At 44.8% G+C, this 13566-nt stretch carries 12 protein-coding genes and 1 tRNA gene; all 13 read left to right on the forward strand.

Going from position 1 to position 13566, the window contains the following annotated elements:
- Positions 1–2: 2 nt before the first annotated feature.
- The 13 genes from secE (at position 3) to rpsF (ending at position 13566) form a co-directional block, all read left to right on the forward strand.
- Entirely contained in the window at positions 3–179 is a 177-nt protein-coding gene (gene secE / locus ACVC7T_RS03030) for a preprotein translocase subunit SecE (protein ID WP_105111754.1), read from the forward strand.
- A gap of 107 nt (positions 180–286) precedes the next feature.
- Positions 287–823 (forward strand): transcription termination/antitermination protein NusG, encoded by a 537-nt coding sequence (gene nusG / locus ACVC7T_RS03035; RefSeq protein WP_105111755.1) that lies wholly within the window; start codon positions 287–289, stop codon positions 821–823.
- 115 nt (positions 824–938) lie between these two features.
- Positions 939–1853 carry a metal ABC transporter solute-binding protein, Zn/Mn family gene (locus tag ACVC7T_RS03040; RefSeq protein WP_172095363.1) on the forward strand — a complete coding sequence of 305 codons (915 nt, stop codon included), beginning with the start codon at positions 939–941 and terminating at the stop codon, positions 1851–1853.
- A gap of 10 nt (positions 1854–1863) precedes the next feature.
- A complete protein-coding gene (locus ACVC7T_RS03045; protein WP_447262447.1) occupies positions 1864–5067 on the forward strand; it encodes a pneumococcal-type histidine triad protein in 3204 nt (1067 codons plus the stop codon).
- A 125-nt stretch (positions 5068–5192) separates the two neighbouring features.
- Complete coding sequence (rpoE, locus tag ACVC7T_RS03050) at positions 5193–5777, forward strand: DNA-directed RNA polymerase subunit delta (RefSeq protein WP_105111758.1); 585 nt, start codon at positions 5193–5195, stop codon at positions 5775–5777.
- Positions 5778–5929: 152 nt separating this feature from the next.
- Complete coding sequence (locus ACVC7T_RS03055; protein WP_447262448.1) at positions 5930–7537, forward strand: CTP synthase; 1608 nt, start codon at positions 5930–5932, stop codon at positions 7535–7537.
- Between the two features lie 132 nt (positions 7538–7669).
- A complete protein-coding gene (locus ACVC7T_RS03060) occupies positions 7670–9238 on the forward strand; it encodes an ATP-binding cassette domain-containing protein (RefSeq protein ID WP_447262449.1) in 1569 nt (522 codons plus the stop codon).
- Between the two features lie 70 nt (positions 9239–9308).
- Positions 9309–9394, forward strand: a tRNA-Leu gene (locus tag ACVC7T_RS03065).
- 159 nt (positions 9395–9553) lie between these two features.
- Positions 9554–10435, forward strand: coding sequence for a class II fructose-bisphosphate aldolase (locus ACVC7T_RS03070; protein ID WP_105111306.1), 882 nt, complete (start codon positions 9554–9556; stop codon positions 10433–10435).
- 329 nt (positions 10436–10764) lie between these two features.
- The gene (gene rpmB, locus ACVC7T_RS03075) at positions 10765–10953 is read left to right on the forward strand and encodes a 50S ribosomal protein L28 (protein WP_001140948.1); all 189 of its coding nucleotides are present in this window, start codon (positions 10765–10767) and stop codon (positions 10951–10953) included.
- Positions 10954–11084: 131 nt separating this feature from the next.
- A complete protein-coding gene (locus ACVC7T_RS03080) occupies positions 11085–11450 on the forward strand; it encodes an Asp23/Gls24 family envelope stress response protein (protein WP_105111305.1) in 366 nt (121 codons plus the stop codon).
- Between the two features lie 2 nt (positions 11451–11452).
- Entirely contained in the window at positions 11453–13117 is a 1665-nt protein-coding gene (locus ACVC7T_RS03085) for a DAK2 domain-containing protein (protein ID WP_394731627.1), read from the forward strand.
- A 158-nt stretch (positions 13118–13275) separates the two neighbouring features.
- Complete coding sequence (gene rpsF, locus ACVC7T_RS03090; RefSeq protein ID WP_105111495.1) at positions 13276–13566, forward strand: 30S ribosomal protein S6; 291 nt, start codon at positions 13276–13278, stop codon at positions 13564–13566.

Below are 13566 nucleotides of genomic sequence, written 5' to 3' on the forward strand. Positions count from 1 at the left end.
AGGTGAAATTCGTCGCAGATATTTTCCGTATTTTAAAAGACACTGCCTGGCCAACGCGCAAGCAGAGTTGGAAAGATTTCTTCTCAGTCGTAGAATACACAGCCTTCTTCGTGGTACTTGTGTATATATTTGACCTCATTTTGTCCAAGGGCTTGATGAGCTTGATCAATCTTTTCTAGTAAAATACTTGCCATTTGTAAAATGGAAGTGGTATAATAAAGAAAAGCGAAAGCCTTCGGGCTTTTTTTAGCGTCTTCAATACAGCTTTCAAAAGAAAGGAACGACTATGTACGATAGTTTTGATAAAGGCTGGTTTGTTCTACAAACCTATTCAGGATACGAGAACAAGGTAAAAGAAAACCTTCTCCAACGTGCGCATACATACAATATGTTGGAAAACATCTTGCGCGTGGAAATCCCAACCCAGACGGTTCAGGTAGAAAAGAACGGCGAGAAGAAAGAAGTGGAAGAAAACCGCTTCCCAGGTTATGTCTTGGTAGAGATGGTCATGACTGACGAGGCATGGTTCGTGGTTCGTAATACGCCAAACGTTACAGGTTTCGTGGGTTCTCACGGTAACCGTTCCAAACCAACTCCACTCTTGGAAGAAGAAATCCGCCAAATCCTGGTATCTATGGGACAAACAGTCCAAGGAGATATCGATGTCAAGGTGGGCGACACAGTCCGCATCATTGACGGTGCCTTCACAGACTACACTGGTAAAATCACTGAAATCGATAATAACAAGGTTAAGATGGTTATCTCCATGTTTGGTAATGATACCATTGCAGAAGTGAATTTGAGCCAGATTGCAGAATTATAATATCCATCAGACAGAACAGTCAACAACTGTTTTGTCTTTTTTATTAAAAATACTTGACCAGTTAACCATTTTTGTGTTATAGTTAACTGGTTAACGAAAAACAAGGAGAAATCTAATGAAGTGGATGAAATATCTCTTTTTATCACTCATGCTACTAGTCCTCTCGGCCTGTGGCCAGCAGAGCCAGTCTAGCCAAGTCCAATCTGGCCTGCGGATTGTGACTTCCTTTTACCCAATTTATTCACTGGTTAAGGAAATTTCTGGTGACTACAATGACATTCGTATGATTGGCTCTAGAAATGGGATTCATTCCTATGAGCCCTCGCCAGCAGATGTCAAGGGGATATACGACGCAGATGTCTTTATCTACCATTCTAAGATTTTGGAGTCCTGGGCCGGTCGCCTGGAGCCGAATGTGCAAGGTTCCAAGGTCAAGGTCCTGGAGGCCTCCAGTGGTTTAGAGCTACAGCGAGTTCCTGGTCTGGAGGATGTGGAGGTGACAGAGGGCATGGACGAGGCCAGTCTATACGACCCCCATACCTGGTTGGACCCAGTTCTGGTGGGGCAGGAGGCGGTCTTGATTGGTAATTTACTGGCTGAGGCAGACCCTTCGCGGGCTAGTTACTACAACGAAAATGCCAGCAAGCTCCAGCAGCAATACCAGAATTTGGCAGACAAGTACAAGCCTATCTTTGAAAAAACAAGATCCAAGACCTTCGTCACCCAGCACACAGCCTTTTCCTATACGGCTAAGCGCTACGGCCTCCAGCAACTGGGCATAGCTGGTGTGTCAGAGGAAGAGCCTAATCCACGACAATTGGCAGAAATCAAGGAATTTGTCGATACCTACGATGTCAAAACCATTTTTGTGGAAAAGGGCAAGTCAGACAAGCTGGCCCAGACCTTGAAGAGCTCCACAGGTGTTGACCTGAAAATCTTGGACCCGCTTGAGGCAGATCCAGAAAACAATCTAACCTATCTGGAAAATCTAGATGCCGTCTTAGACACCCTCGCCAAGGAATTACAGTAAAGGAGAAAACATGAAAAACAAGAAATTAGTTGGTTCAGTAGCCGCCCTGGTTCTGGGCATGAGCATTTGTAGCTACCAGCTGGGACGTTACCAAGCCACGGAAGACAGCAAGAACCGAGTAGCCTACATCGAAGACAGCCAGACAGAAAAGAGTATGCTGGCTGAACAGTTGACGCCAGAGGAAGTTTCTGCCAAGGAAAATATCGACGCCGAGCAGATTGTGGTCAAAATCACCGACCAGGGCTATGTGACTTCTCACGGTGACCATTTCCATTACTACAATGGCAAGGTGCCCTTCGACGCGATTTTCAGCGAAGAGCTGATTATGACCGACCCAGCCTATGTCCTCCAAGACAACCACATTGTCAATGAAGTCCAGGATGGCTATGTGATTAAGGTAGATGGCCAGTATTACCTCTATCTCAAAGATAAAAAGCAGCAGAAAAATGTGCGGACCAAGGAGGAAGTTCAGAGACAGAAGGGGGTATCCTCTTCGGACAAGACCTATCAGGAGGCTGGTGGCGGCCGGACAGCAGATGGTCGCTATAAGACCGATGACGGCTATGTCTTCAACCCTACTGATGTGATTGAGGACACGGGAGACGGCTTCATCGTGCCTCACGGTAGCCACTTCCATTTTATTCCTAAGAAGGACCTGTCTCCGTCCGAGTTACAGGCAGCCCAGGCCTATATTGACGGCAAGTCCTCAAACAAGGGTCAGTCGACCAAGGACACTTACCCGTCTCAGGGCCAGACTGGCTCGACCGCCCTTTCAAGCCACTCAGGTCAAGATTTGAACAGCCTCTTGGCCCAGCTAGATGCTACACCGCTCTCCCAGCGCCATGTAGAGGCCGACGGTCTGGTCTTTGACCCACGCATGATTAGTAAAAAGACCGCTGCCGGCGTCATCATCCCCCACGGCGACCACTATCATTTCATCCCTTACAGCCAGATGTCGCCACTGGAGGCTCGGATTGCTCGGATGATTGGGGAAAATAGCAGAGCAGGCTCAGGGCATACAGCTGCCCAGCCTACGCGGACTGACTATCCGACAGGCACAACCCAGCCAGCCACACCAGCCAATCCCCCTCATCAATCCCAGCCAAGTCCTGCACCAAAACAAGGTCCTACTGATTCCCAAGCCACTAACCAGCCATTTGTTACCTATCTAGGTCGTCGCATCCCTGCCTACGGCAAGGGATTGGATGGCAAGGTCTATTTCACCAGCGACGGCTACACCTTCAGCAAGGCCAGCATCACATCTGTTGATGACCAGGGCTTGATTGGTAGCCACGGTGACCATTTCCACTATGTCGGCTTTGGCGAATTAGAAGACTTTGAAATCAAGCAAGTCGAAGAATGGGTTCGGGAAAAGAAAGGCTTGACAGGAAATACTAAGCCTGCTAATAAACCAGCCACTCCAAAACCAAGTCAGCCGACGGCGCCGACACTTCCAGTCCTGCCAAGCCAACCAGCTCTTCCTGAACAACCGGCTCAACCAAGTCCAGTTGATACGAGCGTAAACAAACCAGTCTTTGATCCGCAAGCCGTGACTGGCAAGCAGCTTGAGGCAGGCAAGGTCTTCTACCAAGTTCAGTTGGACGGCAAAAGCTACCGTTACAGCCGAGATGAATTGGACCTGATGAAAATTTCCTTTGCAGAATTGCGCCTGATGGAACTGGACAAGGACTACCGCTTTGACACGGCTCCACAGGTTGCTGGAGATTTGGCACCAGCTATGCACGTCAGCATTGACAAGATCCCAATGAAGGGAGCCAACGCGACCTACGATACAGGCGAGTCCTTTGTCATTCCCCATATCGACCATATCCACATCCTGCCTTATAGCTGGCTGAGCAAGGAGCAGATCGCGACCATTCGTTACATTATGCAGCACCCAGAGGTTCGTCCTGCAGCTTGGACCACAGCAGGTCATGGCGATGATGTCATGGATCCAAATGCCCTGAAACCGATTGCCAATGCGACCGACCAGGCTCAGCGTACCGGCCTGAAAAACTGGCAGATTATCCACACGGCTGAGGAAGTGGCAGCAGCACGCGCCCAGGGCCGCTTTGCTACCAACGACGGCTATATCTTTACCCCAGAGGACGTCCTGGATCCGGCCAGCTTTATCTTCAGCGGCGCCTTCAGCCTGCCACGGGCGACCGGTGGTTCCCTCCGATCTATCGCCAAAAAAGAGCTGTCAGACCAGGAGTTGGCGGCAGTCCAGGCTCTCTTGGACCAGTGTGATGCAGAAATACTGGCTAAAAATGTTACACCGATTGAAAAACGTGAAGGGTTGAAAAACTGGCAGATTGTTCACTCTGCAACAGAACTGGCTGAAGCTAAGTCTGCAGGGAAATACACAACAAAAGATGGCTATATTTTTGATCCAGCAGACCTATTAGATCCCAAAGTGAAAATAGGTACGGATAACTATCGCATCCCACGTGTAATTACAGATGGTTACCGTCGGATTAACAAGAGTGATTTGAATTACTTAAGCGAGCTAATCCCAGCAGAGGCTATGGTGGCTCAACGTGAGAAATCTAATTCTAGTTCACCGTCAACACCTGTACCAACTGAAACAGAAGCAAGTGCAGGCGAGACAACAACGCCAGAACAGCCGCAAGTTGCCAAAGAAACAGCAGAGGAAATTTACAACCGAGTTGAAGCGAAGAAAGTCGTTCCTTTCGAAGCACTGACCTACAATGCTGGCTATGCGACCGAAGTACGCAACGGGACTCTGGTAATTCCGCATCAAGATCACTATCACTATGTATCCTTTAAATGGTTTGACCAAGGTAGTGCAAGAAGTCCTGAAGGGTATAGTCTAGAAGATTTCCTAGCAACAGTTAAATACTACATGACTAATCCACAAGAACGCCCAGTTTCAGACGATGGCTGGGGAGTATTTACACCAAATACACCATCTGAATCGACAGAAGAAATAGAGACGGAAGAAAGTGATGAAGAAATTATTTCTGAGGAAACTGAGGAAATTGACGAGTTTACAGAAGAATTAAAACGAAGAGCAGAAGAGTTTGGCATGGACTTCAAAACCTTTGAACAAAGTCTGGTCACACTCTCAGACCGTTACAGAGTTTCTTTTGAAGCTTTCGAATATGATGCAGCAAGCAAAGTTGTTCGACTTGTAGATAAGGATGGGGTCAAACGGACCATCTCCCTTCCAAGTTTAGAAGAACAAGTATAGTAAACAAAATACCTGTAGCGCTGAGCTCTGCAGGTATTTTTTACAGAAAAACGATAAAGATTATCTTTGACTATTTGCTTTTTTTAGCGTAAAATAGAAAGGAAAGACAAAAAAGGAGAAAAGCCTTGGAACTTAACGTATTTGCAGGACAAGAAAAAAGCGAACTTTCCATGATTGAAGTAGCTCGTGCTATTTTGGAAGAACGTGGACGTGACAATGAAATGTACTTCAATGACTTGGTCAATGAAATTCAGAATTATTTAGAAAAATCAAACAGTGAGATTCGTGCAGCCTTGCCAACTTTCTATTCTGACTTGAATGTGGACGGTAGTTTCATTCCGCTAGGCGAAAACAAATGGGGTCTTCGTTCATGGTATGCCATCGATGAGATTGATGAGGAAGTTATTACTCTCGAAGAAGATGATGAAGATGCGCCAAAACGTAAGAAAAAACGTGTCAATGCCTTCATGGATGGTGATGAGGATGCTATCGATTATGGCAACGATGATCCAGAAGATGAAGATAGTTACGAAGACAAGCCTGGTTCAGAATACGATGATGAAAATCCAGATGATGAGAAGGATGAAGTAGAATCATACGACTCAGAAATCAATGAAATTATCCTCGATGATGAATTGACGGATGATGAAGAAGTTGATGTCGGTGAAGAAGATGACGACTATTCTGACGACGAGTCGACAGAAGACTAAGTTCAAGATTGACAAACGCATCGAATTGAGTTAGTATATTATCGGGCACCTCTTTTGAGGTCAGGGCTCCCTAGTTGATAGGGAGCTATTTTTGTTTTTTCTTCATGTTGCTTACCCCCTCCATGCGACATGAGCAGAGGAAAGGAGTTTGCATGACAAAATATATTTTTGTAACTGGTGGTGTGGTTTCGTCGATTGGTAAGGGAATTGTGGCGGCAAGTCTGGGTCGTTTGTTGAAAAATCGTGGTCTCAAGGTGACCATTCAGAAATTTGACCCCTATATCAATATTGACCCAGGGACGATGAGCCCTTACCAGCATGGTGAAGTGTTTGTTACGGATGACGGTGCGGAAACGGACTTGGATTTGGGACATTATGAGCGGTTTATTGACATCAATCTTAATAAATATTCCAACGTGACAACAGGGAAAATTTACAGCGAAGTCCTTCGAAAAGAACGCAAGGGCGAATACCTTGGGGCTACTGTGCAGGTTATTCCACATATCACGGATGCTTTGAAGGATAAGATTAAACGCGCTGCTCGGACAACAGATGCCGATGTGATTATTACAGAAGTCGGTGGAACTGTCGGTGATATTGAAAGTCTGCCTTTCCTTGAGGCTCTGCGTCAGATGAAAGCAGACGTGGGCGCGGACAATGTCATGTATATTCACACGACGCTCTTGCCCTATCTCAAGGCGGCTGGGGAAATGAAAACCAAGCCGACCCAACATTCGGTCAAAGAATTGCGCGGATTGGGCATTCAGCCCAACATGTTGGTCATTCGTACAGAAGCGCCAGCCGGCCAAGGGATTAAAAATAAATTAGCCCAGTTCTGCGATGTGACACCGGAGGCGGTTATTGAGTCACTCGATGTCGAGCATCTTTATCAAATTCCGCTCAATTTACAGGCCCAGAATATGGACCAGATTGTCTGCGACCATTTGAAATTGGATACACCGCCAGCGGATATGACAGACTGGTCAGCTATGGTTGACAAGGTACTCAACCTCAAGAAAACAGTTAAGATTGCCCTTGTTGGAAAATACGTCGAACTCCAAGATGCCTACATTTCAGTTGTAGAAGCCTTGAAACACTCTGGCTATGCCAACGATGCTGCGATTGAGTTGGATTGGGTCAATGCCAACGACCTGACAGCAGAAAATGTAGCTGACCGACTTGGACAAGCCCAGGGAATCATCGTACCTGGTGGCTTTGGTCAACGCGGTACCGAAGGAAAAATTCAAGCCATTCGCTATGCGCGTGAGAATGATGTGCCTATGTTAGGCGTCTGCTTGGGCATGCAGTTGACCTGTGTGGAATTTGCTCGCCACGTTCTTGGATTAGAAGGAGCCAATAGTTTTGAGTTGGATCCAGAAACCAAATACCCAATCATTGACATCATGCGTGATCAAATTGGTGTCGAAGACTTGGGCGGCACCCTCCGCCTTGGCCTCTATCCAAGCAAGCTCAAACGAGGCTCCAAGGCTGCTGCAGCCTATGACAACCAAGAAGTTGTCCAGCGTCGCCACCGCCACCGCTACGAGTTTAACAATGACTTCCGTCAGCAATTTGAAGAAGCTGGTTTTGTCTTCTCTGGTGTATCGCCAGACAACCGCTTGGTTGAGATTGTTGAAATTCCTGAGAACAAGTTCTTTGTGGCCTGTCAGTATCACCCAGAACTCCAATCTCGTCCAAATCGTCCTGAAGGACTCTATACTGCCTTTGTCACAGCTGCAGTTGCGAATGAAAGCAAATAAGTATTGACAAGCGCATTTGAGTTGAGTATCCTAAGGGTGCTCAATTTTTTTGAGCAAGGCTTGACGAATTGGTGGATTCTGTTAGTTTTTTAATATGTGTAATGAGTGATCTAGGAAAAGGAGGGAGAAGAAGTGAGGAACCTTCATTTTATCGCGACATTGGTGGCGATTAGCTTGGTAGCAGGATTAAACGTGCTCTTTAACTACCAGATAGCAGGAATAACCGATAGTTTAACTAGTGGGGATAGGGCTGGTTTTATGGTACAGATTTGGCAGTTGCTTGCGATTTTATGCTTGATGCTGGTGGCAGAGTTTGTTCGTCAAGTCTGCAATCAGCGGTTTTTGAATAGGATTGGCTACAAGATTCAGGCTACTCTAGTCAATCGTTTTTTGCAGGGGCCGAGCTTGCTCAAGCAATCAGAAGTAGCGGCACGAGTTTCGGCTATTCATAATGATAGCGAGATGGTCAAGGAACTCTACTATGATACCCTGTTTTCCCTCTATCAAGGAGTGGTGTCCTTCTTGTTTGCCTGTCTGGCTCTCTTTGGCTTGGATAGTCAGGTATCCATAGCAATCCTGCTTTTGACCTTGGTGCCGATTGGGCTTCCCTACCTTTTTCAAAATAGTAGGCAAAGGGTTCAGGAGGCCATCTCTCAGGAGAAGGCTGCCTATCAGATTCTACTCAATGACCTCCTTTCAGGTCTAGTCATTATCAAAAATGCCGATCGTAGCCAGTATTTTTCTGACAAGACAAATGATCAATACAAACGAATCTATCAACTGGAAGACCGGAAGGCTTTTCTGTCAGCCTTGTTGAATGTCTTATCTGGTTTGTTCTTCTATCTATTGACGGTTCTGATTCTCTGTTTGGGAGGTCAAAGGATTTTGGCAGGGCAAATGACAGTAGGAGCCTTGGTGGCAATTTATAGTATTTCTTTAGAATTGACCATGCCGATTAGCTTAATTGCATCGTCTATTGCGGATATGGCTTCTGTTCGCAATCTACGTGAGCAGCTCTTAAAACAGGAACCAGCTCTGCCTTTTTCCCAAAAAACCAAACACCCCTTCACCTCTCTTCAGGTGCGCAATCTTTCTTTTTCTATAGAAGGAACTCCCCTGTTTTCGGAGTTGAGTCTAAACTTTGAGCCTGGGAAGAAGTATCTGATTCAGGGAGAGAGCGGCGTAGGTAAATCGACCTTAGCCTACCTCCTGATGGGACAGATGGGGCAGGGTGATGAAGGAGTCTATCTGAATGGGCAGCCTTTGAAGGAATTGGGAGAAGAGGTGGCTCAATCTTATCTTGCCTTTCTGCCACAAAAAGTGAAACTTTTTCATGCCAGCATCTGGGAGAATATCAGTTTGGGAAGGGATATTGACGAGTTGGAGGTTCTTACTTGGTTGCAGTTGGTAGGCTTGGGACAACGTTTTGCAAGTCGTCAGCAGTTGGAAAGTGAGCTATTTGATGCAGAATCAACTCTTTCAGGTGGGCAACAACAACGCTTGGCCTTGGTGCGGACCCTCTTGCTCCACAAACCTGTCTTGCTCCTAGATGAATCCCTTTCAGGTTTAGATGATCGGACCTTTGCCATGGTGGAACAAGCCCTGCTTGACTTGGAGAGGACAACGGTCATTCATATTAGTCATCGTTCATATCATGAGGCAGACTATGATCAGATAGTGGTGCTGGAGAGAAGAAAGTAATAAATATGAACTTTTTTTCAAAAAAGTGTTGACAAGGGTATTACCCCGTGATATACTTATCTAGTGTTCAGCGGGGATGGCGGAATTGGCAGACGCGCAGGATTAAGGATCCTGTGACCGCTTTAGGTCGTGAGGGTTCAAGTCCCTCTCTCCGCATAGGACTTTCAGACTGGTTTAACCAGTCTTTTTTTATGTCTGAAAGTTATGTGAAAATTTTCTCATACGGATACAGTTTCAGCTAGCATTTTCAAAATAAAAGTGGTAGAATAGAGAAGTATGAGGTGCTACCTCAAAATATATTAGGAGGCTATCGAAATGCCATTAGTTTCAGCAGAAAAATTTGTCCAAGCAGCGCGTGACAACGGTTATGCAGTTGGTGGATTTAACACAAACAACCTTGAGTGGACTCAAGCTATCTTGCGTGCAGCAGAAGCAAAACAAGCTCCAGTTCTTATCCAAACTTCTATGGGTGCAGCTAAGTACATGGGTGGTTACAAAGTAGCTCGCAACTTGATCGCAAACTTGATCGAGTCAATGAACATCACAGTTCCAGTTGCTATTCACCTTGACCACGGTCACTACGAAGATGCACTTGAGTGTATCGAAGTTGGTTACACTTCTATCATGTTTGACGGTTCACACCTTCCAGTAGAAGAAAACCTTGCAAAAGCAAAAGAAGTTGTAGAATTGGCTCACGCTAAAGGTATCTCAGTTGAGGCTGAAGTTGGTACTATCGGTGGTGAAGAAGACGGTATCGTTGGTACTGGTGAATTGGCTCCAATCGAAGATGCAGTAGCAATGGTTGCAACTGGTATTGACTTCTTGGCAGCTGGTATCGGTAACATCCACGGTCCATACCCAGAAAACTGGGAAGGTCTTGACCTTGACCACTTGCGTAAATTGACTGAAGCTGTACCTGGTTTCCCAATCGTATTGCACGGTGGTTCTGGTATTCCAGATGCACAAATCCAAGAAGCAATCAAATTGGGTGTTGCTAAAGTTAACGTTAACACTGAGTGTCAAATCGCATTTGCAAACGCAACTCGTAAGTTTGCAGCAGCTTATGAAGCAAACGAAGCAGAATACGACAAGAAAAAACTCTTTGACCCACGTAAATTCTTGGCTGACGGCGTAAAAGCTATCCAAGCATCTGTTGAAGAGCGAATCGACGTATTTGGTTCAGCGAACAAAGCTTAATGTTATATAAGTAATGCTATCTAAACCAACCGCAAGGTTGGTTTTTTGAGTTTTATCTAATCTACTGTTTCAAACAGTCCTATTCTGTGAAGCAATCTCTGATTGCGAACAAGGAAATCCGTTTTTTCAATGGCTTGTCCTTAGAAGATTTGAAACAAGCTTGGTCAAATGTCAATTCTGTCTGATAGACAGGCTTCAATATTCTTGGAGAACTGTCGAAAGAAAAAAATAAAAATATTCCTTGCCAACTTCATTCTTTTCTGTTAGAATAGTATGGTATGTGGTGCTAGCACATCCGATATATTTGATCAAATGAGGAGGAAGATACAATGGCTAAAGTATGTTATTTCACTGGTCGTAAGACTGTATCAGGTAACAACCGTTCACACGCAATGAACCAAACTAAACGCGCAGTTAAACCAAACCTTCAAAAAGTTACTGTTTTGATTGACGGTAAACCTAAAAAAGTTTGGGCTTCAGCTCGTGCCCTTAAATCAGGTAAAGTAGAACGCGTTTAAGAAATGACCCTTTTGGGTTATTTTTTTTGCCAAAGAAACCTAGTCTTCCGTCTGCTGTCACAAGCTTGTTTTTTACAGAATGGCTAAAGTATGGTAAAATGGAGTGATAAAACTATTTGAGGTAAAGTAATATGACTGTTAAAATCAATACAAAAGACGGCCAAATTGAATTGACTGACGACGTGATTGCCACAGTTGTCGGTGGAGCTACGACCGAGATTTTTGGTGTGGTCGGCATGGCTAGCAAATCCGCCATCAAAGACAATTTCCAGGCTCTTTTGAGAAAGGAAAACTATGCCAAGGGCGTTGTCATCAAGACCTTGGAAGATGGTCGTATTGCAGTTGATGTCTACACTGTTATGAGCTACGGTGTAAAAATCAGTGAAGTATCTCGCAATATCCAAGAACGTGTCAAGTTCAACTTGGAAAATCAATTGGGTATCTCTGTGGATGCCGTTAATGTTTTCATCCAAAATATTAAAGTCGTAGGAGAATAATTGTGTCTAAAATTACTACTAGTTTATTTCAAGAAATGGTGCAGGCAGCATCAACTCGTCTGAATAAACAAGCTGAATACGTCAACTCACTTAATGTTTTCCCTGTTCCAGATGGGGATACTGGTACCAATATGGGTATGACCATTACCAATGGAGCCAAAGAAGTTGCGGATAAGCCAGCAAATACAGTTGGTGAAGTCGCTCAAATCTTATCAAAAGGTTTACTCATGGGTGCTCGCGGAAACTCTGGCGTTATTACGTCACAATTGTTCCGCGGTTTTGGCCAGTCTGTTAAAGGCAAGGTTGAATTAGATGGTAAGGATTTGGCACAGGCCTTCCAACATGGTGTAGAAGTGGCTTATAAGGCCGTTATGAAGCCAGTTGAGGGTACCATTTTGACCGTTTCTCGTGGTGCAGCGACGGCTGCCCTAAAAAAAGCAGAAGAAACAGATGATGCCATTGAAGTCATGCGTGCAACTCTTGAAGGTGCCAACCGTGCCCTCAAGAAAACACCTGATATGCTTCCAGTCTTGAAAGAAGTTGGGGTTGTTGACTCTGGTGGTCAAGGTCTTGTTTATATCTACGAAGGTTTCTTGTCAGCTTTGACTGGTGAATACATTGCTTCTGAGGATTTTGAAGCAACTCCAGCAGTCATGACAGAAATGATTAATGCAGAACACCACAAGTCAGTTGCTGGTCATGTAGCGACTGAGGACATTACCTTTGGTTACTGTACGGAAATCATGGTTGCCCTTCGCCAAGGTCCTACTTATGTGAAAGACTTTGATTATGAAGAATTCCGTAACTACCTCAACGACCTAGGAGATTCACTCCTTGTAGTCAATGATGATGAAATTGTAAAAGTTCACGTCCATACAGAAGATCCAGGCTTGGTTATGCAAGCAGGTCTCCAATATGGTAGCTTAGTCAAGGTAAAAGTAGACAATATGCGTGAACAACATGAAGCGCAAGTTGAAAAAGAAGAAGCCTACCAAAAACCAGCTGAGCAAAAAGAATACGGCATTATCGCTGTTGCAGCTGGAGAAGGATTGACAGAGATCTTCAAATCACAAGGCGTTGATTATGTGATTTCAGGTGGTCAGACCATGAACCCTTCAACAGAGGATTTTGTCAATGCTATTGAATTGGTCAATGCTCGCAATGTCATCTTGTTGCCAAACAACAAGAACATCTTGATGGCGGCTCAGACTGCAGCAGAAGTTGCTGAAGTGGCGGTTAAGGTGGTAGAAACCAAGACTCTACCACAAGGCTTCACTAGCTTGCTTGCCTTTGATCCAAGTCGTGATTTGGACAGCAACTTTAAAGCGATGACGGCATCACTTGCAGAAGTGAAAAGTGGTAGCGTGACAACTGCAGTCCGTGACACAACTATCGATGGTCTGGAAATTCATGAAAATGATAACTTGGGTATGGTTGATGGCAAGATTGTGGTTTCTAATCCAGATATGATGGAGACGCTTGTTGCTACCTTTGATAAAATGTTGGATGAAGATAGTGAAATCGTGACTATCTATATTGGTGAGGATGGTGACGAGGATACAGCACAAGCCCTTGCTGATCAATTGGAAGAGAAATTTGAAGATGTAGAGGTTGAAATCCATCAAGGAAACCAACCAGTCTATCCATATCTATTTAGTGTAGAATAATCCATGAGAAGAGCAGTCTGACTGTTCTTTTCTTGTGTATTTTGTGGATGTTTTTCTTGCTATTTGGTCCAAATATGATATAATAGTTTCTTGTGAGTATCCCTCACTTCCCACAGGCTAGGACCTGGGGGCATTAGACCAAAAGGAGGAACATATCAATGGCTAAATACGAAATTCTTTATATTATTCGTCCAAACATTGAAGAAGAAGCTAAAAACGCTTTGGTAGCACGCTTTGACTCTATTTTGACTGACAACGGTGCAACAATCGTTGAATCAAAAGCATGGGAAAAACGTCGCCTTGCCTACGAAATCCAAGATTTCCGTGAAGGTTTGTACCACATCGTTAACGTTGAAGCGACTAACGACGAAGCTCTTAAAGAGTTTGACCGTTTGTCAAAAATCAACGGCGACATTCTTCGTCACATGATTGTGAAACTTGACGCGTAA

The sequence above is a fragment of the Streptococcus sp. P25B114 genome (assembly GCF_053010325.1).